21 protein-coding genes are annotated in these 23,706 nt (G+C 64.1%); 15 read left to right on the forward strand and 6 right to left on the reverse strand.

Going from position 1 to position 23,706, the window contains the following annotated elements; genetic code table 11:
- Nucleotides 1-5: 5 nt before the first annotated feature.
- Together DVB37_RS00980 and DVB37_RS00985 are read right to left on the reverse strand one after the other, a co-directional pair.
- Nucleotides 6-4,745: a glutamate synthase-related protein gene (locus tag DVB37_RS00980; RefSeq protein WP_120153449.1), complete on the reverse strand. Its 4,740-nt coding sequence runs from the start codon at nucleotides 4,743-4,745 to the stop codon at nucleotides 6-8.
- A 390-nt stretch (nucleotides 4,746-5,135) separates the two neighbouring features.
- Nucleotides 5,136-5,894, reverse strand: a complete 759-nt coding sequence (locus tag DVB37_RS00985; protein ID WP_120153451.1) for a hypothetical protein — start codon at nucleotides 5,892-5,894, stop codon at nucleotides 5,136-5,138.
- 230 nt (nucleotides 5,895-6,124) lie between these two features.
- On the opposite strand from DVB37_RS00985, the gene fghA reads away from it, so the two are divergent.
- From fghA to rpoH, 3 genes are all read left to right on the forward strand, one after another.
- The gene (gene fghA, locus DVB37_RS00990) at nucleotides 6,125-6,991 is read left to right on the forward strand and encodes an S-formylglutathione hydrolase (RefSeq protein ID WP_104144713.1); all 867 of its coding nucleotides are present in this window, start codon (nucleotides 6,125-6,127) and stop codon (nucleotides 6,989-6,991) included.
- Nucleotides 6,992-7,087: 96 nt separating this feature from the next.
- Nucleotides 7,088-7,777 (forward strand): hypothetical protein, encoded by a 690-nt coding sequence (locus DVB37_RS00995; RefSeq protein ID WP_046805287.1) that lies wholly within the window; start codon nucleotides 7,088-7,090, stop codon nucleotides 7,775-7,777.
- Nucleotides 7,778-7,893: 116 nt separating this feature from the next.
- Nucleotides 7,894-8,814: an RNA polymerase sigma factor RpoH gene (rpoH, locus tag DVB37_RS01000; protein WP_370512728.1), complete on the forward strand. Its 921-nt coding sequence runs from the start codon at nucleotides 7,894-7,896 to the stop codon at nucleotides 8,812-8,814.
- A 321-nt stretch (nucleotides 8,815-9,135) separates the two neighbouring features.
- On the opposite strand, the gene DVB37_RS01005 is transcribed toward rpoH, so the two are convergent.
- Nucleotides 9,136-9,927, reverse strand: coding sequence for a phosphodiesterase (locus DVB37_RS01005; RefSeq protein ID WP_240434020.1), 792 nt, complete (start codon nucleotides 9,925-9,927; stop codon nucleotides 9,136-9,138).
- 234 nt (nucleotides 9,928-10,161) lie between these two features.
- Here DVB37_RS01005 and DVB37_RS01010 point away from each other — a divergent pair, with 234 nt between their 5' ends.
- Nucleotides 10,162-12,846, forward strand: coding sequence for a cation:proton antiporter (locus DVB37_RS01010; protein WP_120153455.1), 2,685 nt, complete (start codon nucleotides 10,162-10,164; stop codon nucleotides 12,844-12,846).
- A 6-nt stretch (nucleotides 12,847-12,852) separates the two neighbouring features.
- Here the strand turns inward: DVB37_RS01010 and DVB37_RS01015 are convergent, their stop codons facing one another.
- Nucleotides 12,853-13,659, reverse strand: a complete 807-nt coding sequence (locus DVB37_RS01015) for an NUDIX hydrolase family protein (RefSeq protein ID WP_046805291.1) — start codon at nucleotides 13,657-13,659, stop codon at nucleotides 12,853-12,855.
- A gap of 300 nt (nucleotides 13,660-13,959) precedes the next feature.
- On the opposite strand from DVB37_RS01015, the gene coxB reads away from it, so the two are divergent.
- From coxB to DVB37_RS01035, 5 genes are all read left to right on the forward strand, one after another.
- Nucleotides 13,960-15,117, forward strand: a complete 1,158-nt coding sequence (gene coxB, locus DVB37_RS01020) for a cytochrome c oxidase subunit II (protein WP_104144717.1) — start codon at nucleotides 13,960-13,962, stop codon at nucleotides 15,115-15,117.
- A gap of 105 nt (nucleotides 15,118-15,222) precedes the next feature.
- Complete coding sequence (gene ctaD, locus DVB37_RS01025; RefSeq protein ID WP_104144718.1) at nucleotides 15,223-16,830, forward strand: cytochrome c oxidase subunit I; 1,608 nt, start codon at nucleotides 15,223-15,225, stop codon at nucleotides 16,828-16,830.
- A 30-nt stretch (nucleotides 16,831-16,860) separates the two neighbouring features.
- Nucleotides 16,861-16,986 carry a cytochrome oxidase small assembly protein gene (locus DVB37_RS28585; RefSeq protein ID WP_219991544.1) on the forward strand — a complete coding sequence of 42 codons (126 nt, stop codon included), beginning with the start codon at nucleotides 16,861-16,863 and terminating at the stop codon, nucleotides 16,984-16,986.
- A gap of 8 nt (nucleotides 16,987-16,994) precedes the next feature.
- The gene (locus DVB37_RS01030; protein ID WP_006216869.1) at nucleotides 16,995-17,219 is read left to right on the forward strand and encodes a DUF2970 domain-containing protein; all 225 of its coding nucleotides are present in this window, start codon (nucleotides 16,995-16,997) and stop codon (nucleotides 17,217-17,219) included.
- A 36-nt stretch (nucleotides 17,220-17,255) separates the two neighbouring features.
- Complete coding sequence (locus DVB37_RS01035; protein WP_006216870.1) at nucleotides 17,256-18,131, forward strand: cytochrome c oxidase subunit 3; 876 nt, start codon at nucleotides 17,256-17,258, stop codon at nucleotides 18,129-18,131.
- Between the two features lie 113 nt (nucleotides 18,132-18,244).
- Here the strand turns inward: DVB37_RS01035 and DVB37_RS01040 are convergent, their stop codons facing one another.
- Nucleotides 18,245-18,445: a twin transmembrane helix small protein gene (locus DVB37_RS01040; RefSeq protein WP_006216871.1), complete on the reverse strand. Its 201-nt coding sequence runs from the start codon at nucleotides 18,443-18,445 to the stop codon at nucleotides 18,245-18,247.
- A gap of 36 nt (nucleotides 18,446-18,481) precedes the next feature.
- Between DVB37_RS01040 and DVB37_RS01045 the strand changes: the two genes are divergently transcribed.
- Genes DVB37_RS01045 through DVB37_RS01065 form a run of 5 tightly spaced genes read left to right on the forward strand, consistent with a single transcriptional unit; the run spans nucleotide 18,482 to nucleotide 22,574 of the window.
- Nucleotides 18,482-19,288 (forward strand): SURF1 family protein, encoded by an 807-nt coding sequence (locus tag DVB37_RS01045; RefSeq protein ID WP_120153457.1) that lies wholly within the window; start codon nucleotides 18,482-18,484, stop codon nucleotides 19,286-19,288.
- A gap of 35 nt (nucleotides 19,289-19,323) precedes the next feature.
- Complete coding sequence (locus DVB37_RS01050) at nucleotides 19,324-19,953, forward strand: hypothetical protein (protein ID WP_185975343.1); 630 nt, start codon at nucleotides 19,324-19,326, stop codon at nucleotides 19,951-19,953.
- 48 nt (nucleotides 19,954-20,001) lie between these two features.
- Nucleotides 20,002-21,036 (forward strand): heme A synthase, encoded by a 1,035-nt coding sequence (locus DVB37_RS01055; protein ID WP_046805296.1) that lies wholly within the window; start codon nucleotides 20,002-20,004, stop codon nucleotides 21,034-21,036.
- 13 nt (nucleotides 21,037-21,049) lie between these two features.
- Nucleotides 21,050-21,943: a heme o synthase gene (gene cyoE, locus DVB37_RS01060; protein WP_046805297.1), complete on the forward strand. Its 894-nt coding sequence runs from the start codon at nucleotides 21,050-21,052 to the stop codon at nucleotides 21,941-21,943.
- Between the two features lie 16 nt (nucleotides 21,944-21,959).
- Complete coding sequence (locus tag DVB37_RS01065; protein WP_046805298.1) at nucleotides 21,960-22,574, forward strand: SCO family protein; 615 nt, start codon at nucleotides 21,960-21,962, stop codon at nucleotides 22,572-22,574.
- 81 nt (nucleotides 22,575-22,655) lie between these two features.
- Here DVB37_RS01065 and DVB37_RS01070 read toward each other — a convergent pair whose 3' ends face one another.
- On the reverse strand, nucleotides 22,656-22,883 hold the full coding sequence (locus DVB37_RS01070; protein WP_046805299.1) for a DUF3717 domain-containing protein: 228 nt from the start codon (nucleotides 22,881-22,883) through the stop codon (nucleotides 22,656-22,658).
- Nucleotides 22,884-23,026: 143 nt separating this feature from the next.
- On the opposite strand from DVB37_RS01070, the gene DVB37_RS01075 reads away from it, so the two are divergent.
- Nucleotides 23,027-23,698 (forward strand): glycine zipper 2TM domain-containing protein, encoded by a 672-nt coding sequence (locus tag DVB37_RS01075; RefSeq protein ID WP_120153459.1) that lies wholly within the window; start codon nucleotides 23,027-23,029, stop codon nucleotides 23,696-23,698.
- The last annotated feature ends 8 nt before the right edge of the window (nucleotides 23,699-23,706 follow it).

Genomic DNA, 23,706 nt, shown 5'->3' on the forward strand with positions numbered 1-23,706 from the left:
ATCCCTCACGCAGCCAGTTGTTGCTGGTTGGCTGCACGCCACATTTCACCCAATGCGCGACGGTAGTCCGTCGGCATGACCTTTACGAATTTGCCGCGCGAGGCTTCCCAGTCGCCCAGGATCTCGCGGGCGCGGTAGCTGCCGGTGTAGCGGAAGTGGTCTTCCACCAGGCGGCGCAGGATGGTTTCATCCGTCTCGCGTTCGCCACCGCGCTGCGCGCTGTGCCAGATGTCGATGTTGTTCAGCGCTTGCTGTTCCGCATGCGGCGCCACCCCTTCCAGTTCGACCATCGACAGGTTGACGCGATGCTTGAGCGTGCGCTCGGGGTCCCACACATAGGCCACGCCGCCCGACATGCCGGCCGCGAAGTTACGGCCCGTGGCGCCCAGCACCACGACCGTGCCGCCCGTCATGTATTCGCAGCCGTGGTCGCCCGTGCCTTCGACAACCGTCGCCGCGCCCGAGTTACGCACCGCGAAACGTTCGCCGGCCACGCCGTTAAAGAACGCCTCGCCCGCCAACGCGCCGTACAGCACGGTGTTGCCAGCGATGATGTGGTCGGGGCCGAAGCCGCGGAAGTCGTTGGGCGAGCGCACGATGATGCGGCCGCCCGACAAGCCCTTGCCGACGTAGTCGTTGCCTTCGCCCACCAGGTCCATCGTGATGCCGTGCGCCAGGAACGCGCCGAAGCTTTGGCCGGCGGTGCCGTTGCACTGGATGTGGATGGTGTCGTCCGGCAGGCCGTCGTGGCCGTAGCGCGAGGCCACGGCGCCCGACAGCATGGCGCCGATCGTGCGGTTGCGGTTGCGCACCGGCACGATGAACGACACCTTTTCGCCGCGTTCCAGCGCGGGGCGGCTGCGGTCGATCAACTGGTGATCCAGCGCGCCGGCCAGGCCGTGGTCCTGCTCTTCGGTCTGGCGCACGTCGGCGTCCGATTGCGTTTGATGGAACACGCGGGCGAAGTCCAGCCCTTGCGCCTTCCAGTGCTCAACGCCCGAACGCATGTCCAGCAGATCGGCGCGGCCGATCAGGTCGTCGAACTTGCGGATGCCCAGCTGCGCCATGATTTCGCGCACTTCTTCGGCGATGAAGAAGAAGAAGTTGACGACGTGTTCCGGCTTGCCCTGGAATTTCTTGCGCAGGACCGGGTCTTGCGTGGCCACGCCCACCGGGCAGGTGTTCAGGTGGCACTTGCGCATCATGATGCAGCCTTCGACAACCAGCGGCGCCGTGGCGAAACCGAATTCGTCAGCGCCCAGCAGCGCGCCGATGACGACGTCGCGGCCGGTCTTCATCTGGCCGTCGGCCTGCACGCGGATGCGGCTGCGCAGACGGTTCAGCACCAGCGTTTGCTGCGTTTCGGCCAGGCCCAGTTCCCAGGGCGTGCCCACGTGCTTGATGGACGACACCGGGGACGCGCCCGTGCCGCCGTCGTGGCCGGCGATCACAACGTGATCGGCCTTGGCCTTGGCGACGCCCGCGGCCACCGTGCCCACGCCCACTTCGGACACCAGCTTGACCGACACCGAGGCCTTGGAATTGACGTTCTTCAGGTCGTGGATCAGCTGAGCCAGGTCTTCAATGGAATAGATGTCGTGGTGCGGCGGGGGCGAAATCAGGCCCACGCCCGGCACGGAATAGCGCAGCTTGGCGATGTATTCCGACACCTTGTGGCCGGGCAGCTGGCCGCCTTCGCCGGGCTTGGCGCCCTGCGCCATCTTGATCTGGATCTGGTCGGCGGACGACAGGTATTCGGCGGTCACGCCAAAACGGCCCGAGGCCACCTGCTTGATCTTCGAACGCAGCGAATCGCCCTTCTTCAAGACGACGTCGGCTTCGATGCGGTCCGAGCCCAGCAGCGAGGCCAGCGTGTCGCCGTCCTTGATGGTGCTCTTGCCTTCGCGCATTTCGGCGCGGTAGCGCAGTTCGTCTTCGCCGCCTTCGCCGGTGTTGGACTTGCCGCCGATGCGGTTCATGGCCACGGCCAGCACCGAGTGCGCCTCGGTCGAGATCGAGCCCAGCGACATGGCGCCGGTGGCAAAGCGCTTGACGATGTCCTTGGCGGGTTCGACGTCATCCAGCGGGATGGCGCGCGACGGATCGAAGCGGAATTCGAACAGGCCGCGCAGGGTCATGTGGCGACGGCTTTGGTCGTTGATGATCTGCGCGTATTCCTTGTAGGTGCGGTAGTTGTTGGCGCGCGAGGCGTGCTGCAACTTGGCGATGGAATCCGGCGTCCACATGTGCTCTTCGCCGCGCACGCGGTAGGCGTATTCGCCGCCGGCTTCCAGGTCGTTGGCCAGCACCGGGTCGGTGCTGAACGCCGCGCGGTGCTGGCGCAGCGCTTCTTCGGCCACTTGGAAGATGCCGATGCCTTCGATGTTGGACGAGGTGCCGGTGAAGTACTTGTTCACCAGGTTGCTTTGCAGGCCCACGGCTTCGAAGATCTGCGCGCCGGTGTAGGACATGTAGGTCGAGATGCCCATCTTGGACATGACCTTGTTCAAGCCCTTGCCGATTGCCTTGATGAAGTTCTTCACGGCCTTTTCGGGGTCATTCATCTTGCCCAGCGATTCCAGCGCCAGGTAGGGGTGAATGGCTTCGGCGCCGTAGCCGCCCAGCAGCGCGAAGTGGTGCACTTCACGCGCGGAACCGGTTTCCACGACCAGGCCGGTGTTGGTACGCAGGCCGGCACGGATCAGGTGCTGGTGCACGGCCGACGTTGCCAGCAGCGCGGGGATGGCCACGCGTTCGCTGTCGACCAGGCGGTCCGACACGATCAGGATGTTGTAGCCGCTTTGTACGGCATCGACGGCGCGCGCGCACAGCGCGGCCACGCGGGCTTCAATGCCCTCGGGGCCCCAGGCGGCGGGGTAGGTGATGTCCAGTTCGAAGCTGCGGAATTTCTTGCCCGTGACCTGCTCGATGTCGCGGATTTGCGCCATGGCGGCAAAGTCCAGCACCGGCTGGGACACTTCCAGGCGCAGCGGCGGGTTGACGTTGTTGATGTCCAGCAGGTTGGGCTTGGGACCGATGAACGACACCAGCGACATCACCAGCTGTTCGCGGATGGGGTCGATGGGCGGGTTCGTGACCTGCGCGAACAACTGGCGGAAATAGTTGTAGAACGGCTTGGCGCGGTCGGACAGCACGGCCAGCGGGGCGTCGTTGCCCATCGAGCCGATGACTTCCTCGCCGGTGGACGCCATGGGTTCCAGGATGAACTTGTAGTCTTCCTGGGTCCAGCCGAATGCCTGCTGGCGATCCAGCAACGACACCGGCGACTGCGTGGCGACAGCGGCCTGGCGCGGGGCCGGCAGCGATTCCAGCTTGATCTGCAGGCGCTCGATCCATTGGCGGTACGGGCGGCTGTTGGCCAGTTGCAGCTTGATCTCGGCGTCGTCGATGATGCGGCCTTGTTCCAGGTCGATCAGGAACATCTTGCCCGGTTGCAGGCGCCACTTCTTGACGATGCGGTTCTCGGGGATCGACAGCGTGCCGGCTTCGGACGCCAGGATGACCATGTCGTCATCGGTGACCAGGTAGCGGGCGGGACGCAGACCATTGCGATCCAGCGTGGCGCCGATCTGGCGGCCGTCGGTGAACGCAACGGCGGCGGGGCCGTCCCACGGCTCCATCATGGCGGCGTGGTATTCGTAGAACGCGCGACGGGACTCGTCCATCTGCGTGTGCTGTTCCCAGGCTTCCGGAATCATCATCATCATGGCGTGCGCCAGGGAATAGCCGGAGTTGACCAGCAGTTCCAGGCAGTTGTCGAACGTGGCGGTGTCCGACTGGCCTTCATAGACGATGGGGTACAGCTTTTTCAGGTCGTCGCCCAGCACGGCCGACTGCATCATGCCTTCGCGGGCGCGCAGCCAGTTGAAGTTGCCCTTGACCGTGTTGATTTCGCCGTTGTGCGCAATCATGCGGTACGGGTGGGCCAGCGGCCAGGCGGGGAACGTGTTGGTCGAGAAGCGCTGGTGCACCAGCGCCAGGGCGGACACCGTGCGGGTGTCGGCCAGGTCGCGGTAATAACGGCCCACCTGGTCGGCCAGCAGCAGGCCCTTGTAGACCACGGTGCGCACCGACGCGGACGGCACGAAGTATTCCTTGCCGTGGGCCAGATGCATGTTCTGGATGGCGTGGCTGGCCGTCTTGCGGATCACGTACAGCTTGCGTTCCAGCGCGTCGGGCACCATCACGTCGGCGCCACGGCCGATGAACAGTTGGCGGATGACCGGCTCGCAGTCGCGCACCGTGGGCGACATGGGTATGTCGACATCCACCGGCACATTGCGCCAGCCCAGCACGACTTGGCCTTCAGCGCGCACCGAGCGTTCAAGCTCTTGTTCGCAAGCCAGGCGCGAGGCGGTTTCCTTGGGCAGGAACACCATGGCCACGCCGTATTCGCCCGGGGGCGGCAGGATGATGCCTTGCTGGCTCAGTTCGTCGCGATAGAGCGTGTCGGGAATCTGGATCAGAATGCCCGCGCCGTCGCCCATCAGCTTGTCGGCGCCGACAGCGCCGCGGTGGTCCAGGTTTTCAAGGATCTTCAGACCTTGCTGGATGATCGCGTGGCTTTTCTTGCCTTTGATGTGCGCAACGAATCCGACGCCACAGGCGTCATGCTCGTTCTTGGGGTGGTACAGGCCCTGGGCAGCCGGAAAACCAATGCGCGAAGCATCGATCGGGGTGGCCTTGGGCGTGGAACAGGATTCGTTGGGGGTAATTTGGGGCATGGCGCGCTCCGCAGTGGGCCTGCGTCGTAATGTTGCAGTGCAGGAGTCGGACAATACCCCCGGCAAGAGTAGGGTGCAACAGAAACATACGGGGTGCGACCCTATTTATATCAATGCTCCATCATAGGGCGCAAATACGGGGACATAACAACATCCGCGCCGTTATTGGCTAGGCAGGGGCGGGTGTAGAGGAAGCGTTTGGCGCATGCACCGGAACTGGGCAAAATTCCGCCTTGCGTCCCCGTTTAATAGCGGACGGGCAAGCGGGACAGTGGCGGCACGAAACCAAGCGGAAAACGCGGGCGCGCGTGTCGCAAAAAATGCACAAAGGGCGAGCCCGGGCGCAACTGAAACCCAAAGAAAACCCGCCGATTGCGGCGGGTTCGTTTATCAGGAAGAACTTTGCCCAGTACCGGGCGGCGGGGGCGGGGGCGGCGTATCCGACTCCGTCGTTGCCGCGGGTTTCTTGCGCGGCCGACCGCGCTGGCCCGGGGCCACTCGCCGGCTGGCGGTATGCGCCAGGCTGGCGATGAAGCTGGGGCCGCCCAATGCCCACTGGCCGGAGACGGCCTGGTCGATGCGCTGCGATTCTTCGCGCGACAGACCGTCTTGCAAGCGTTTGCGGTAATTGGCCTGGCGGTCGAACGGCGTGTTGCCGCAAGCCCAGTAGTCAGCGTGATCCGATTGCCACTGCGCCGGCGCGGCATTGGTGTTGCCCGTATGGCTGGACGCGGACGACCAGGGCCAGGAATCCGGATCTTGCGATGCCCCGCTGCGCACGGGATACGTTTCCAGCCAGACCAGCGCCGGCAGCACCCACGCGCCCGGTTCAAGCAGCGCGGACCGGTAGCGCCCCGCGAAGACCCGGCCGCCACGCAGGCGCGCCGCCAGGTTGCGGCCCAGCGTCTGCATCAAGCGGGGCAGCCCTTCTTCGTCAGCAGGGGTGGCCAGCAGCAGGATGCGGTCATTGGCCAGCAACCAGCCGTGGACCGATACCCGATGGCGTTGAGCAGATTCGCCCAGCCAGGTGGCCAGTTGGTTCAGGATATCGGCGGGGGCGGGTTGAGACGGCGCCGCCAACGGCGAAATGAAATTGGCCTGCACCAGTTGGGGCAGCCCAGGGGCGTACAGACGGGGCAGACGGGCCATAGTGTCAGGGCTTGCGTATCTGGAAGAACGGGTTGTCTTCGCTCACGGTATATAAATAGTGCCACGGTGGGCGCTGGTCAAGTCCCGTGATCACAATATGGGCACGGATTCGGGTTTTTTTGTCGTCCGGCCTGTATGCACAGCAGGTTAACATTCGGCGACGGAACGTCGTACCGTGGATATACCCTAACCCGTCGACGAATTTTTCATCCCCCGACCGGAGAACGTCCATGCCCGTGGCCCTGGAGCTCATTTCCCAGCATCGCTGTTTTGGCGGTACGCAGCGGTACTACCGCCATGAGTCCACGCAGATCGGCCTGCCGATGCGCTTTTCGGTCTTCGTTCCGCCGCAAGCCGATGCCGGCCCCGTGCCGGTGCTGTTCTATCTTGCGGGCCTGACGTGCACGGAAGAAACGTTCATGATCAAGGCGGGCGCGCAGCGGCTGGCGGCCGAGCTTGGCGTCATGCTGGTCGCGCCCGACACCAGCCCGCGCGGCGCCAACGTGCCCGGCGAAGAAGAAAGCTGGGACCTGGGCACGGGCGCCGGTTTCTATGTCGACGCGGTAACGCCCGCCTGGCGCGACCACTATCGCATGTACAGCTACGTGACTGACGAGCTGCACGCCCTCGTCACCGGCGACACCCTGCCCGGCGATGCGTCGCGCACCGGCATCTTCGGCCACTCCATGGGAGGCCATGGCGCGCTCGTGCTGGCGCTGCGCAACCCGGGCAAGTTCCGCTCGGTGTCGGCGTTTGCGCCGATTGCGGCGCCCAGCCTTTGCCCCTGGGGCAAGAAGGCATTCGGGGCCTACCTGGGCGGCAACGAAACGGATTGGGCCGCCTACGATGCATCGGTCCTGATGCGCGGCTTGAAGCAGCCCTTTCCCGCCGGCATCCTGATCGATCAAGGGGAATCCGACCAATTCCTGGCCGATCAGTTGTATCCCGAGGTATTCGAAGCCGCCTGCGCAGCGGCCGACCAGCCCCTGACGCTGCGTCGCCAACCGGGCTACGACCACGGCTATTACTTCATCTCGACGTTCATCGAGGATCACATCCGGTTTCACGTCGAACGCCTTGGAAAACCGGCGGCATAAAGCCACGCTTTTATACTGAAATGCCTGCCGCGGCGGGCTCGTGGCGTCCTGGGCGCGTCGGGCTGAAACCCTCGGCGCCCCATAGGAACCCGTCATTTGATCAACGGCCTCGCCCCTTTTGTCTGGATTTTGCTAGGCGCCGTCGTCGTCCTGCTGCCCGGCCTTGTCATGCTGCTTGGGCGGGGCGGACCCCGCGACGAGCGCGGCCGCAAGATCTTCCAGTTCCGGCCGGTGCGCCGGCTGTTCGGCTTGATGCTGGTGCTGCTGGGTTGTGTGTCCGGGCTGCTGGCCCTGTCGCTGGTGCAGTTTTTCAGGCTGACCGCTGACGAATCCGTGGCCCGCGTTGAAGTCCGGCAGCAGGCCGAGGGGCAGTTCCAAGTCACCACCGACGCGCCGGGCGTGGGCCCCAAGCAGTACGTTCTATATGGAGATCAGTGGCAGATCGATGCCCGCGTCGTGCGCTGGCGCCTGCCGGCGTTGATGGCGGGCGTGCCGCCGCTGTATCGCCTGGAACGCTTGTCGGGCAGGTACAGCGACGCGGCCCGCGAGGCTTCGGCCACGCGCTCTGTCCACGCCTTGGACGACTGGCCCGCGCCTGATTTAGGGTCGCTGAAGAAAAGTTTTCCGAACTGGTTCCCGTTTGTGGATGTCCAATTCGGAAGCGGCGCATATATGCCCCTGTTCGACGGCGCGAAGTACCAGGTGTTCATGGACCCACGCGGCGCCTTGTTCATCCGCCCGGACGGCGAGGCCACCGCCGAGGGCTTGAAACGCCTGGGCTGGTAGCACCTGCCCTGCCGCCCTGCTTTGGGAAAAACAGGGGCGCATCAGAAAATGGAAACTTTGATGCGTCGCAATAGTCGAATTAGCACTCCCTTTACTAGAGTGCTAACATCGAATCCATGTCGTTACCCCTTCGCTTTCCGGAGACCCCCGCTATGAAACAACCCAGTACCTCGTTGGCCGCTTCCGGCAACGCTCTGGCGTTGGCCATTGCCAATCCGGGCGCACTTGGCACGATCGACGCGTATATTTCTTCGGTCAACCGCTTGCCGGTTTTGTCGGCCGAGCGTGAAACCGAGCTGGGCCGTCGCCTGCGCGACCAGGAAGACCTGGGCGCTGCGCGTGAACTGATTTTGTCGCACCTGCGCCTGGTGGTGTCAGTGGCGCGTCAATACCTGGGCTACGGTTTGCCGCATGCCGACCTGATCCAGGAAGGCAACGTTGGCCTGATGAAGGCCGTTAAGCGTTTCGACCCCGAGCGCGGTGTGCGGCTGGTGTCGTTTGCCGTGCACTGGATCAAGGCCGAAATCCACGAATACATCATCCGCAACTGGCGCTTGGTCAAGGTCGCCACGACCAAGGCGCAGCGCAAGCTGTTCTTCAACCTGCGCAGCATGCGCCCCGATGGCCAGACGCTGGACCCCGACCAGGTCGACCACATCGCGCGCGAATTGAACGTGCGCCGCGAAGACGTCAGCGAAATGGAAGTGCGCCTGTCGGGCCGCGAAATGTCGCTGGAAAACCAGGACGACGATGACGACAGCTACGCGCCCATCGCCTACCTGTCCGACGATGGCCGCCAGGAACCCACGCGGGTGCTAGAACGCGCGGCGCGCGACGAACTGCAAAGCACCGGGCTGAACAGCGCACTTGAGGCGCTGGACGCCCGCTCGCGCCGCATCGTCGAAGCCCGCTGGCTGCAAGACGACGGCGGCGCCACGCTGCACGAACTGGCACAAGAGTTCGGCGTATCCGCCGAACGCATTCGCCAGATCGAAGCCGCCGCGCTAAAGAAGATGCGCGGCAACCTGGCCGCCTGATTCGCCGGGTGCTGCATACGAAGGGCCGCTTGCGCGGCCCTTTGCTTTTTGCAGCGCTGGCACCGATGCTTCCGCCGATGCCGCCACGATGCCGCCACGATGCCGCCTGGCATCTGGACTAATAAATAACTTGATACAAATTAGCCGGCGAATTTTGGGATCTTCAGAAACTTAATAAAGAGTGCGCCGACTAACTTCATGTAGACCGCGAACTTTGGTTAGCAGTCTTGCCATCCGTCTCGGCTTCTCCTCTTTCCCCTCCCCTATGAGACGGATGCTTGCGGGGCACCACATATATTCGTATATCTGGTGCCCCGATTTTTATGCGGCCTGCGCGTTGTCCGCTGCCAGCGCCGTATGCCACAGCGCGTCCTGCACGCGACGCACGCCGGTGGCCATCGATCCATCCTGATAAAGCTTGATCCAGCGATAACCCGGCGCCAGGTTATCCACCACGTGCTTGCCGTCGCGGATGCTGAATTGAAAGCAGGTCGACGGCGTGGCCAGCATGCGAAGGTTGTGGCGGCGACGATCGAATTCGTGATGCACGTGGCCCCACAACAGCACGCGCGCCTGCGGCCAGCGGGTCAGGCGCTTGAATAGCACCTGCGGGTTGTCGATCATCATCGAGTCGTGCCAGTGGCTGTCCATCTGCATCGGGTTGTGATGCATGGCGATCAAGGTATGACGGTCGGGCGCCTCGGCAAGCGCGGCTTCCAGCATGTCCAGCTGGCTGTCCGGCAGATGCCCGGCATTGGAGCCGGGCACGGTGGTGTCCAGCGTGACCACGCGCCAGGCGCCCACGTCGGTGACCGGCGTAGACCAATGCGCCAGTTCCTGCCGCATCACGGCGGGCTGGTCGTGATTGCCCGGCAGGCAACGGATCTGCGCACCGGCCAGCACGCTTGCCTGGCCCAGAATTGCCGCAAACCGCCGATAGGCTGCCGCCTCGCCGTCCTGGGACAGGTCGCCCGTGGCCAGCAACAGGTCGGGGCGCTTGCCGTCGGCGTCGATCTGCCGCAGCACGGCGCGCAGGCTCGCGTCGGTATTGACGCCCAGCATCGATGTATCGGGCTCGCCGAACAAATGGCTGTCGGTCAATTGGACAAGCATGGCGGGCGCGTCGTGACGCCGGGCCAAAGAATGGACGCGTGGCAAGTGCCGCTCCTGTCGGGGTTTTGCACGTTTGAACATTACCCAAAAAACATGGCGCGACGCGTTTCTGCCTTCGCACGCCGGGTAACGAAACGTGCATTCTCTACGATACCTACGGTTTCCTGCCCGGCGTCCGCCGAAAATGCCGCTATTCTTGTGAAACTTTTCACCGTTCGCGACTCGGCGCTATTCATGGATGTTGGTTTTCTTGTGTTCGGCCTGGCCGGACTGCTCACTCTGGTTTGCTTCATGCCGCCGTTGGCGGGCCGCCTCAAGCTGCCCTACTCGGTGCTGTTGGCTATCGTCGGTTGCTTGCTGGGGATTGTGATCCATGTGCACGGCTGGGCGCCCAGCTGGATCGCCGACTTCCTGGATTCGCTGGAACGCTTCGAGATATCGTCCGAAACCTTCCTGATGGTGTTCCTGCCGGTGCTGCTGTTCGAAACCGCGCTGTCCATGAACGTGCGCCGGTTGATGGACGACATCGGGCCCATTCTGATGATGGCCATTGTGGCCGTCGTGGTTTGTACCGTGGTGGTGGGCGTGACCCTGGACGCGATCTCGTCCTACGGCCTGGTGGTATGCCTGCTGCTTGGCGCCATCGTGGCCACGACCGACCCGGTTGCCGTGGTCGGCATTTTCCGCGAGGTGGGCGCGCCCAAGCGCTTGACGACGCTGGTCGAAGGCGAAAGCCTGTTCAACGATGCCGCGTCCATCGCCCTGTATTCCGTGCTGCTGGCCGTTCTAGGCGGTCACGGTGAGCTCACCGTCAGCGGCATCTTCAACGACTTCATCGTGCACTTCATCGGGGGCGGCATCGCCGGCTTTGCGATGGGGCGGCTGGCCTGCTTCCTGTTTGCCTGGTTGCGCGGCTTTCCCACGGCCGAAATCACGTTGACGCTGACGCTGGCCTATCTGTCCTTCTTCATTTCGGAACACTATCTGAACGTCTCGGGCGTGGTCGCGACCGTGATCGCGGGGTTGGTCGTGGGTTCCACCGGCCGCACGCGCATGTCGCCCACCACCTTCGAATACCTGTCCAGCGCCTGGGAACAGTTCGGCTTCTGGGCAAACTCCCTGATTTTCCTGTTCGCGGCCATGCTCATCCCCAAGCTGATGGCGGCCGCCGATTGGCAGGAACTGGTGCTGGTGGCCGTGGTGTTCGTCGCCACCCTGGTGGCGCGCGCCATTGTCGTGTTCGGCCTGTTGCCGCTGCTGGGGCTGACGCGGCTGGGCACCAAGGTCAGCAACCCCTACAAAGTGGTGATGTTGTGGGGCGGGCTGCGCGGCGCCGTGTCGCTGGCGCTGGCCCTGGCCGTGACCGAGCAGACCGGCGTGGCGGAAGAGGCGCGCCAGTTCATCGCGGTGGCCACTACCAGTTATGTGCTGCTGACGCTGTTCATCAACGGCATCAGCCTGCGGCCGCTGATACGCATGCTGGGGCTGAACCAGCTGTCGTCCGTGGAACGCACCATCCGCAACCAGGCGCTGGCCGTGGCCCTGGAAGACCTGCAAGGCAAGACGGAAGAAGTCGCCAAGACCGAGCACATCGGCACGGAAGTGCGCGACCGCATCCGCGCCGTGTTCGACGCCAGCCTGACCAGCGTGCACGACGGCCAGGTCAGCCAGATGAGCGACGAGCAGCGCGTCGCCGTGGGCCTGGCCATCGTGGCGCAGCGCGAAGAGGAAATGTTCTTCGACATCCTGAAAGCGCAGATCGTGGATTGGCGCATGGCGGAAACGCTGCTGGCACGAGCCGAGCGGCTGGAAGACGCCATCCGGCTGGGCGGTGTGCCCGGCTTCGAGCGCGCCATCGTGCAGGACGTGCGCTATTCCACCGGCTTCCGACTGGCCTTGCGGATGCACTATCTGTTCGGCTTCCAGGGCTGGTTGGCGCGCGAACTGGGCCAACGGTTTGCCAACTTGATGAGCAAGCGTTCGGTGGCGCAGCGGCTGATCGTGTTCGCCCGCGAACAGATCACGCCCCTGTTGGGCGAAGACGCCACCCAGCGCATCGTGGTGCTGCACCAGCGTCGCCTGGACCTGGTCGAAAGCGCCCTGCAGGCGTTGAACCTGCAATATCCGTCGTACGCGCAATGGTTGCAGGAAAGCTATCTGGGCCGCGTCGCGCGCGAACTTGAACGCATCCGCTACCGCGACATGCTTGAGCAATTCCTGATCAGCGGCGAGGTCTACGCGGATCTGATGGCGCAGTTGAAAAGCCGCTGGGCGCACATCGACACGCACCCGCCGCTGGATATTGAAATGAGCGCGGCCGAACTGATCAAGCGCGTGCCGCTGTTCGAGGGCCTATCGCCGGATTCGCTGCGTGCCATCAGCAAGTTGCTCAAGCCGCGTCTGGCGCTGCCCGACCAGCGGGTGCTGACCAAGGGCCGGCACGGCGAGGAAATGTGCTTCGTGGCGTCGGGCGCCGTGGCGGTGCACCTGCCCGACAACACCATGATCGAACTGGGCAGCGGCGAGTTCTTTGGCGAACTTGGGCTGCTGGGCGAACAGCAGATCACGCCGGAAGTCACGTCGCTGGGCTACAGCAAGCTGCTGATGCTGACATCGCGCGACTTCCACGCCCTGTTGGCGCGCGATGAGCATCTGCGCGAGCGAATCCAGGTGGTGGCCAAGCAGCGGCTGCGCGCCATCGAGGTGTGGAAGCAGTTCTCGCAGGCGTCCCAGGCGGCGGCCACGCCTTCGCCCGCGCCCGCTTCGGCGCCCAGCCCGGCGCAGGCGGCAGAAGCGGCCGAGGCGGCCGACGCCGCGCGCGAATCCCGCCAGGACGGCCCGGCCGACCAGACCGACCAGGCCGGCATGCGCCTGCCCCCCGAGCCCGCGGCCGATGCCCCCGGGGCGGCGTCCCGCTAAGTCAGGTCAGATCTGGCCGGCGGCGCGGCGTTGCATGATGTCTTCGACAATCACCAGCGCCGCCTCCAGCGTGAACTCGCCTTCTTCGATCTGGCGCAGCACGGTGGCCACATCCAGCGTGGCGATCTCCATCACTTCGCCGTCCCGGTTGGCGGGGCGGGCATCGGCGGCCAGCACGCAGGTGCTGGTCAGCACGTCCTCCACCTGATAGCCCTCGGGCAACCGGCGGTGAATGCGCAGGATGGTGCGTAGCGGCGTGCGCCGGGCCAGATGGTGCGGGTCCAGGCCGGCTTCCTCGCCGCATTCGCGCACCAGCGCCAGCTCCAGGTCTTCGCCGCTACCGGCCAGCCCGCCGACCAGGGTGTCCCACATACCGGGATCGGTGGACTTGCTTAACGCGCGTCGCGCCACCCACATGCGGCCGTCCGGCGTCCAGGCACTAAGGTGCACCGCGTGCGTCAGCAGGCCCAGCGGGCGCACCGCCGCCCGTTCGATCACGCCGACGGGTTCGTTGCCGTCCATCACGTCCAGCAGTTCATCGCGCCAGCCGCGCAAGCAGTTGGCTTGGCGCAACAGTTGCGCGGTGTTTTCCAGCACGGCGTTCAACTCCGCGCCCGGTTTCAGGTGCGCGCCGATGTGCAGCGCGGCCTCGTCGCAGACGATGCCGGGGGCGTCGCGCAGGGCGTCGCAGGCCGCATGCGTGGCCCAGCCGCAGCGCCGGCCCGCCACATATAAAACGTGCGCGCCGTCGGGGGCGGGTTGCTGCGCGCGGGCGCACAGGTCGGCATACAGATCGGACAACTGCTTGGGCATCTTGGCGTGTTGTGATGAGGGTGGCGACGATTTTATGCCACACGGTTTGCGGCGCGCGTCAAGGGTCGAACGCGGGGCGAGCGCAGATGGGGGCAGGCCCCTTTTATTCAAGTGCCTTGTCTTACATCTATTTGCGTGTCCGCTATAATCCGCCAGTTTCTTTGTGATTTCGAGTGGGAACGCGGGGGCCGCTCTATCTCCCTGCTTAACCCTGCCATCTAATAATTGCGCGTAGTCCTGTTGAAGTGACACTCGTGCCACTAGGCGACAAGGGCCCTCGCGCCGTGTTTCGAGGTAAGCATGAAGAAGTGGAGAGGGATACTGGGGGCTTGTGCGATGCTGATTGGCAGCGTGGCCGGTGCTCAGGTGCAAGACATGCCCGGCGGCCCGAAGGTCAATCAGCTGAACCTGCATGAAGGCGTGACCGCAATATCACGCGACATCATGTGGCTGCATTGGATGCTGCTCACGATCTGTATCGTGATCTTCATCGGTGTGTTCGGGGTGATGTTCTATTCCATCTGGGCGCACCGCAAATCTCGCGGGCACAAGGCGGCGACTTTCCACGAGCATCTGGGCGTGGAAGTGGCCTGGACGGTCATCCCCTTCATCATCGTCATCGCCATGGCGCTGCCGGCGACCAAGACGGTCGTGGCCATGAAGGACACCTCAAGCGCCGACCTCACCATCAAGGTCACCGGCTATCAATGGAAGTGGGGCTACGAGTACCTCGACGGCTCTGCCGCCGGCGTCAAGTTCCTGTCCACGCTGTCCACGCCCCGCGCGCAGATCGAGAACCGCGAGCCCAAGGGCGAGTTCTATCTGATGGAAGTGGACAACCACATGGTGGTGCCGGTGGACAAAAAGGTCCGGGTCGTGCTGACCGCGGCCGATGTGATCCACTCGTGGATGATCCCCGACTTCGGCGTCAAGCAGGACGCCATCCCCGGCTTCCTGCGCGACGCCTGGTTCCGTGCCGATACCCCGGGCATCTACCGGGGCCAGTGCGCCGAACTGTGCGGCAAGGACCACGCCTTCATGCCCATCGTTGTCGAAGTCCTGGCGCAAGCGGACTACGATAAGTGGGTTGAAGACCAAAAGAAGAAAATGGCGGCAAACGCCGACGATCCTAATAAAGAGTGGACGGAAACCGAACTGGTTGCCCGTGGCGAAAAAGTCTTCGCCGCGAATTGCGTGGCCTGTCACCAGGCCAACGGCAAGGGCATCCCGGGCAGCTTCCCGGCACTCGACGGAGACAAGGTTGTTCTAGGCCCCAAGGCGGGCCAGATCAACACCGTGCTCAAGGGCAAGCCCGGCACCGCGATGGCGGCATTTGGCGGGCAGCTCAATGATGTCGAGATCGCAGCGGTCATCAGCTATACACGCCATGCCTGGAGCAATGCAGGCAAGGGGCAGGACCCGACGGTTCTACCGAAGGACGTTGCGGCCGCGCGTTGATCGCGCAGCCCTGCGCCCTACACCGATAGAACCGGTTCCGTTTAGTTAGAGATACCCTGCCGGTCCCGTGGATCGGGGCCGGCACTCAGCAGGAAGGAGTCCATCATGAGCAGCGTCACTGTAGACCACGTGTCGCCGGGCCACGGCCACGGTCACGATGACCACCACCACGCCATGCCTTCGGGTTGGCGTCGCTGGCTTTTCGCCACGAACCATAAAGACATCGGGACGATGTATCTCATCTTCTCGTTTGCCATGTTGCTGGAAGGCGGCACGCTAGCCTTGCTGCTGCGTACCGAATTGTTCGAGCCGGGCCTGCAATTCTTCCGCCCCGAACTGTTCAACCAGTTCACCACCATGCACGGCATCATCATGGTGTTCGGCGCCATCATGCCGGCCTTCGTGGGCTTTGCGAACTGGATGATCCCGATGCAGATCGGCGCATCCGACATGGCGTTCGCGCGCATGAACAACTTCAGCTTCTGGTTGCTGCCGGTGGCAGCCATCATGCTGACGGCCTCGTTCTTCGTGCCGGGTGGCGCCACCGCCGCCGGCTGGACGCTGTACGCACCGCTGTCGTTGCAGATGGGTCCGGGCATGGACCTGGGCATTTTTGCGATGCACTTGATGGGCGCGTCCTCGATCATGGGCGCGATCAACATCATCGTGACCATCCTGAACATGCGCGCCCCCGGCCTCACGCTGATGAAGATGCCGCTGTTCTGCTGGACCTGGCTGATCACCGCGTTCCTGCTGCTGGCCGTGATGCCGGTGCTGGCCGCCGCCATCACCATGGTGCTGACCGACCGCCACTTCGGCACGGGCTTCTTTAACGCCGCCGCCGGTGGCGACCCGGTTCTGTACCAGCACGTGTTCTGGTTCTTCGGGCACCCCGAGGTCTACATCATGATCTTGCCGGCGTTCGGTATCGTGTCGGCCATCGTGCCCGCGTTCGCCCGCAAGAAGCTGTTCGGCTACGCCTCGATGGTGTACGCCACCGCGTCCATTGCCGTGCTGTCGTTCATCGTGTGGGCCCACCACATGTTCACGACGGGCATGCCGGTCACCGGCCAGCTTTACTTCATGTACGCCACCATGCTCATCTCCATCCCCACCGGGGTGAAGGTGTTCAACTGGGTCGCCACCATGTGGCGCGGCTCCATGACGTTCGAAACGCCGATGCTGTTCTCGATCGGCTTCATCTTCGTGTTCACCATGGGCGGCTTTACCGGCCTGATCCTGTCGGTGGCGCCCATCGACATCCAGGTGCACGACACCTATTACGTGGTGGCGCACTTCCACTACGTGCTGGTGGCCGGTTCGCTGTTCGCGCTGTTCGCGGGCGCTTACTACTGGGTGCCGAAGTGGACGGGCCGCATGTACAGCGAAAAGCTGGGCAAGCTGCACTTCTGGTCCACGCTGATTTCCTTCAACGTGACTTTCTTCCCCATGCACTTCCTGGGGCTGGCCGGCATGCCGCGTCGCTACGCCGACTACGCCGCGCAATTCACGACCTTCCACCAGATGGCCACCATCGGCGCGTTCTGGTTCGGCCTGTCGCAGCTGATCTTCCTGTGGGCGATCATTCGTTGCTACATGGGCAAGGGTGAACCCGCGGCCGCCAAGCCGTGGGAAGGCGCCGAAGGGCTGGAATGGACGGTGCCTTCGCCCGCCCCGTTCCACACCTTCGAAATTCCGCCCGAAGTGAAGTAAACCGTCTTCCACGATCCAGGTAGCACAGCAATGACTCCCGAGCAGCGCCGCCGTAACAAGATTGCAGGATGGGTCCTCGTGGCCTTCGTCATTGCCGTGTTCGGCTGGACCGTGTTTCGCGGTGCGGCGCTGCTGACGGGCAACGCGGTCGGTTAGGCCCCTTTATGAGCGACGACCTGCACGAAACCTCACGCCGCAAGCTCAGTTTCCTTCAGACGATGAAGGCGGTGGCGTGGGGGTTCTTTGGCGTACGCAAGGGCGCGGGCTACCGGGAAGACAGCGCCAAGCTGAACCCGGTGCACGTGATTCTGGCTGGGCTGCTGGCGGCGGCAATCTTCGTGACTGTGCTGGTATTAATTGTGCGTTGGGCCGTTTCCAGCCTGACTTGAATCACTTAAATCTAAATCTGTACCAGGGAGAAAGCCATGAGTGCAAGCCACTCGGTTCAAGGTAAAGAGGCACCGTACTACTTTGTGCCCGCCGACTCGGGGCATCCCGTGCGTACGGCGGTGGCGCTGCTGTTCATGGGGCTGGGCGCCGCGGGCTGGATCAACGGGGTCAGCTGGGCAAAATGGTCCGTGCTGGCGGGCTTTATCGGTTTGATCGTGGTGCTGTATTACTGGTTCGGCGACGCCATCCAGGAATCCGAAGCCGGCCTGAACAGCAAGCGCATCGACGGTTCGTACCGCTGGGGCATGAGCTGGTTCATTTTCTCGGAAGTGATGTTCTTCGCGGCGTTCTTCGGTGCGCTCTGGTACACCCGCACCATCACCACGCCGTGGCTGGGCGACATCGATCACCGCCTGATGCTGTGGCCCGACTTCAAGGCCGCATGGCCCAACTTCGGGCCGGCCGGCGTAGTCGAAGAGTTCCAGACGGTAGGCCCGTTCTGGCTGCCCACGATCAACACCGCGCTGCTGCTTTCCTCGGGCGTCACGCTGACCATCGCGCACCACGCGCTGCGCGAAAACCATCGTGGCAAGACGATGTTCTGGCTGGCCGCCACGGTCATCCTGGGCTTTATCTTCGTGGCCTGTCAGGCCGCCGAATACCATCACGCCTATACCGAACTGAACCTGAAATTCAATTCGGGCGCGTACGGTTCGCTGTTCTACATGCTGACCGGTTTCCACGGATTCCACGTGATCCTGGGCGCCACCATGCTGACGGTGATTCTGGTGCGCTTGATGCGCGGGCACTTCACCGCCGATCATCACTTCGGCTTTGAAGGCGCCGCGTGGTACTGGCACTTTGTGGACGTGGTGTGGCTGGGCCTGTACCTGTTTGTGTACTGGTTCTAGGCTGGCGGCGCCGCAAGTTGGGCGCCGCGCGGGAACTCCAGGGCGATAACCCTGTCGATTAACGCGCGGCGCCCGATTCCTTTTCAGGCTTGCCGCACGCCGGGGCCGGCGCGTCAGCGCAGGCCCGTGCTCTCGATCCAGCCCATGTGGTGGGCGAACAGCACAAACAGAAACAGGGCAACCGATAGCCCGATGCGCACGGTCAGCGCATTGACGGTGCGGCTGGTGGACCCTTTGTCCCGCATCAGATAGACCAGGGCGGATGCCAGACTGGCCAGAATTCCGATGAAGGCCAGTACGACGAAAACGCGCATGGTGGTCTCCGGACAAAACAGAGTTAGCAACGATACATGGCCCGACCGCATTCAACCCGCAACACCATAGCCGCCTTGATTCTGCTTGGCGTTGCCGTGGTGATTCTGGCGTCGCTCGGGCAGTGGCAGTTGCGTCGCAGCGATGAGCGACGCGCCATTCTGGCCGCTATCGAAGCGGGCCGCAAGCAAGCGCCGGTGATGCTCACGCCCGCTACCCCGTCCGATGACCTGACGCCGTGGCGCGTGGCGCAGGCTACGGGCGCGTGGCTGCCGCAATTCAGTGTACTGCTGGACAATCGCAACCACGAAGGGCGGCCGGGCTACTGGCTGGCCACGCCGCTGTTGCTGGATGCCTCGTCGCGCCAGGCCGTGCTGGTGCTGCGCGGCTGGTTGCCCCGCGTCATGCCGGGCCAGGGCGAACCCGCGCTGCCCGCCACGCCGCAAGGCCCGCAGACCATCACCGGCGAAATGGCCGAACGCGTGCCGCGCATGTTCGAATTGTGGTCGCTGGGTGGGCAGGACCAATCCGCCCTGCCGGCCACGTGGCCCGTCGCGGGCGGCAGGTTGCCGCAGGTCCAGAACTTGCCGCTGGACGCCTATGCCCGCGCAACGGGGCTGAACCTGCTGCCTGTCGTGCTGACCCAGACCGGCCAGCCCGGCCAGAACAGTGCCGACGGCCTGGTGCGGGACTGGCCGCAGCCGCCGGTGGACTTTCAGAAAAACACGTCTTACGCCGTGCAGTGGTTTGCGTTTGCTTCGATTGCCGCCATCGCATGGCTGGTGGTGCTGGGGGGCGCCATCAAGCGCATGCGCCAGCGCGCGGGACAAGGTCCAAAGCCTTGAGCGCGCATCAATGAAAGACTTTTCCAGGATATAAAGTGGCTCGCGACATTTCATCCCGTCCGCCCGCGCGCAAGCGCTCGTTGATGCCCATGGTGCTGGTGTTCCTGTGTTCGCTGGCGCCCATCGTGGCCGCCTTCGTCGTCTACATGAACCCGCAGTGGTGGCCATCGGATTCCAGCAACTACGGCACGCTGGTATCGCCCCAGCGGCCCATGCCCGCCGCCGCCGACCTGAAGCTGACCACCCTGGACGGCAAGCCCTTCGACCTGCAAAGCCTCAAGGGCAAATGGCTGCTGGTGGCCGCCGACGGCGCCGCCTGCCCCGAAAGCTGCGCGCGCAAGCTCTACATCACGCGCAACACGCATGCCAGTCAGGGCAAGAACGTGGACCGCCTGGCGCGCGTCTGGTTCATCACCGACGATGCCCCCGTGCCCGAAAAGGTGCTGGAAGCCTATCAAGGCACAGTTATGCTGCGCGTGAACCCGGACCAGCTTGCGCGCTATCTGCTAGCCCGCGATAGCGCAGCCGGACAGCCGCCGTTGCAGGACCCCATGTGGGTAATCGACCCGCTGGGCAACCTGATGATGCAGTACCCTGCCGATGCCGATGGCGTCAAAGTGCGCAAGGACATCAGCAAGCTCGTCTATAACTCGCGCATCGGTTGACGGATTTCCCCCGAGGGGCGCGGGCATTTTCTTTTTTTCCTGGTTGACATGGAACGCATCAAAGCGCGTTATCGCAAGCTCGTTTTCTTTACCTGGTTCCTGACGCTGGACCTCATCATGTTCGGCGCGTTCGTGCGCCTGACGGATTCCGGCCTGGGTTGCCCCGACTGGCCCGGCTGCTACGGCAGCGTGACGCCGCTGGGCGCACAGGGCGACATCCACCAGGCGTCACAAGCCATGCCGTTCGGCCCGGTGACCATGTCCAAGGCCTGGATCGAAATGATCCACCGCTACGTCGGATCCATCCTGGGCATGCTCATCATCGGCATCGTCTACATGGCGTGGCGCTATCGCCGTGAACTGGGCCGGTCGCCCGCGCTGGCCGTGACGACCCTGGTGGCCGTGTGCGTGCAGGGCGCGTTCGGCGCGTGGACCGTCACGCACAAGCTGATGCCCGCCGTGGTGACGGCCCATCTGGTGTTTGGCTTATCGGTGCTGGCGCTGATGACCTGGTTGTCGGCGCGTGAACGCCCGCATCTGGCGATCGCGGCGGCGGCCAAGCGCTGGAAGCCGTGGGTGGCGGCGGGCTTCGGCCTGCTGCTGGTGCAGGTGACGCTGGGCGGCTGGGTCAGCACCAACTACGCGGCGCTGGCCTGCATGGACTTTCCCATGTGCCACGGGCAGTGGGTGCCGGACATGGATTTTCACGGCGGCTATTCCGTGATCCGTGGCCTGGGTGAACTGCCCTCGGGGGAAATGATCTCGCAACCCGCGCTGACCGCGATTCATTGGGTGCACCGCAATTTTGCCTTCGTCGTGTTCCTGTACCTGGGCACGCTGGCATGGCGGTTGCGGGCCGAACCGGGCCTGCGCGGCCCGGCCACGCTGATGTTGGCGCTGTTGGCCGCCCAGCTGTTCACCGGCCTGACGACCATCTTTTTCCAGTGGCCCTTGCTGATCGCGGTGTTGCACAATGGGGGCGCGGCCGGTTTGACCTTGGCCGCCGTGGTGCTGATGGTGCGCTTGTCCACGGCGGGAAGCGTGCCGGCAGGGGGCTATGGCCCCAATTCGGTGCGCGTTTAAAATAGGGTCCACTATGACCAGTCTTGCCGCTCCTCAACCCGGATTGTTCCGCCAATACCTCGTCCTCACCAAGCCGCGCGTTACGCAGTTGGCGGTGTTTTGCGCGGTCATCGGCATGTTTCTCGCCGTGCCGGGCGTACCCGATATGCGCCGCGTGCTGTTCGGCACCATCGGCATCTGGCTGCTTGCCGCAGCCGCCTTCGCCATCAATTGCCTGATCGAACAGGAAGTCGACGCGCGCATGCTGCGCACCGCGCGACGCGCCACCGCGCGTGGCACCATTTCAGCCTTCCAGGTATTGAGCTTGTCCGGCTTGCTGGGCGGCGCGGGCATGTTCGTGCTGTACACGCTGGTGAACCCGCTGACCATGTGGCTGACGTTTGCCACCTTTGTGGGCTACGCCGTTATCTATACCGTCATCCTCAAGCCGCGTACGCCGCAGAACATCGTGATCGGTGGCCTGTCGGGCGCGATGCCGCCCGCGTTGGGGTGGGCAGCGGTGGCCGATTCGGTTCCGGCCGAAGCCTGGGTGCTGGTGCTGATCATCTTCATCTGGACGCCACCGCATTTCTGGGCGCTGGCGCTGTACCGCAACCATGACTACGCCAAGGCCGGCCTGCCCATGCTGCCGGTCACGCACGGCAACCAGTTCACGCGGCTGCACATCTTGCTCTATAGCGTGGCGCTGGTCGCAACGACGCTGTTGCCCTACGCCATCCGCATGAGCGGCGCACTGTATCTGCTGTCGGCGCTGGTGCTGGGCGGCATGTTCGTGTCCTATGCGTGGCGGTTGTACCGCGCCTATAGCGACGAACTGGCGCGCAGCATGTTCCGCTTTTCCATTCTCTACCTGGCGCTGCTGTTCGGCGCCCTGCTGGTGGACCACTGGGTCGGCCTGCTGCGCTGACCCCTGGAGGTTGTTGATGTCCGTGTTTTCCGCCAGCCGCCGGCTGGGCCTGCGCCTTGCCGCCGCCACCGCCGTGACGGTTCTTGCCGGCGCACTTGCCGCCTGCGGCGATGCCGCGCCCAAGTTCAAGGGCAGCGACATCAGCGGTACCCAACTGGGCCGTGGCATGGAACTGACCGACACCAACGGCAAGAGCCGTCAGCTATCCGACTTTGCCGGCAAGGTGGTGGTGGTGTTCTTCGGGTTCACGCAGTGCCCCGACGTGTGTCCCACGTCGTTGGCAGAGCTGACCGAGGTGATGAAAAAGCTGGGCCCGGACGCCGACCGCGTGCAAGTGCTGCTGATTACAGTGGACCCGGAGCGGGACACGCAGGAAGTGCTCAAGCAGTACGTGACGGCATTCGACCCGCGCTTTTTGGGGCTGACCGGCACGCCGGATCAGATCAAGAAGGCGGCGGCATCGTTCAAGGCGTACTACGCCAAGGCCCCCACCAAGGACGGCAACTACACGATGGATCACACCGCCGCGTTCTACCTGATCGATGGCAAGGGCGAATCGCGCGTGCTGGCCAATAACAACCTGGGCGTGGACGCGCTGACCCACGACATCCAGGCGCTGCTCAAGAACTGAGGCAGTGGTGCCGGAGAAGGATCCGTACAGGGATCCATGCAGGGATCAGTTCGACGATCAGCAGAAAAATACGCAGAAAAATCAGCGGGCCGTAGTGCCCGCAGCAGCCCAGCCGGCCAACGCCGCCTGGGCTTTTTCATTCAGTTCGGCAACCGCGATGTCGTGGCGGTGCGAAATGATCATCAAGGCATAAGGCGTGGCCAGCGCCGCCGCTTCCGGGCACAGGCGCGATTCGTCGCCGACAGACGGCGAGACGTTGCGCCAGTAATTGATCGCCTGTTCGAGTTGGGGCAGGGAAATGGAATCCATCCGCCTATTGTCCACGAATGCACAAGGCTGTCCACCGCGCCGCGACGCGCTGCAACGCCTGCAAAGAAGCGTCACCATCGCAACATGCCGAAACCGCGCCCGGGTGCTATACCGATGCCGGTTAGTTACGATGGAGCATCGTCATGAATACATCCACCCGAATTCAAAGCCCGCGCAGCGGCTTGCACCCGCTGGTTGCGGCAGCCGCCATCGCCGTGATCGTCATGTGCGCAGTGGGCGTGGCCGCGGTGATGGGCTGGTTGCCCTCGCCCTCGGCCAACCCGCACGCCGATACGCCCGTGGCCGAAGCCGGCCCCGAGAGCGCCAACCTGGCGCCCGCGCCAGAGCCCGCCCCGGCACCGGCTACGCGTCAGGCGCAGCCATCCGCACCCCCGACGCAGCAGGCCCGCCCGGCGTCTGCGTCGGCCCCTCGCGCACCCGCGCCCGCTCCGGCGCAGCAGGCTTGCCAGAGCTGTGGCGTGGTGGAAACCATCCGCCAGGTCCAGGTGCCGGTCAAGGACAACAGCGATCACCTGGTCGGCACCATCGGTGGCGGCGTGGTGGGCGGCGTAGTGGGTAATCAATTTGGCGGAGGCAGCGGCAAGACGGCGCTGACGGTGCTTGGCGCAGTCGGCGGTGCTTTGGCAGGCCGCGAAGTTGAGCGTAATATCAGACAGCAACAAACGGTGACGCACTATGAGTTGACGGTCCGCATGAGCGACGGCAGTGCGCGCCAGTTTCGCAGCGCGCAGCCGTTTGCTTTTGCGTCCGGCGACCACGTGCGTGTGGAAAACAACCAGCTGCTGCCCGGATGATCCGCGGC

The sequence above is a fragment of the Achromobacter sp. B7 genome (assembly GCF_003600685.1).
GTDB lineage: Bacteria > Pseudomonadota > Gammaproteobacteria > Burkholderiales > Burkholderiaceae_B > Achromobacter > Achromobacter spanius_B.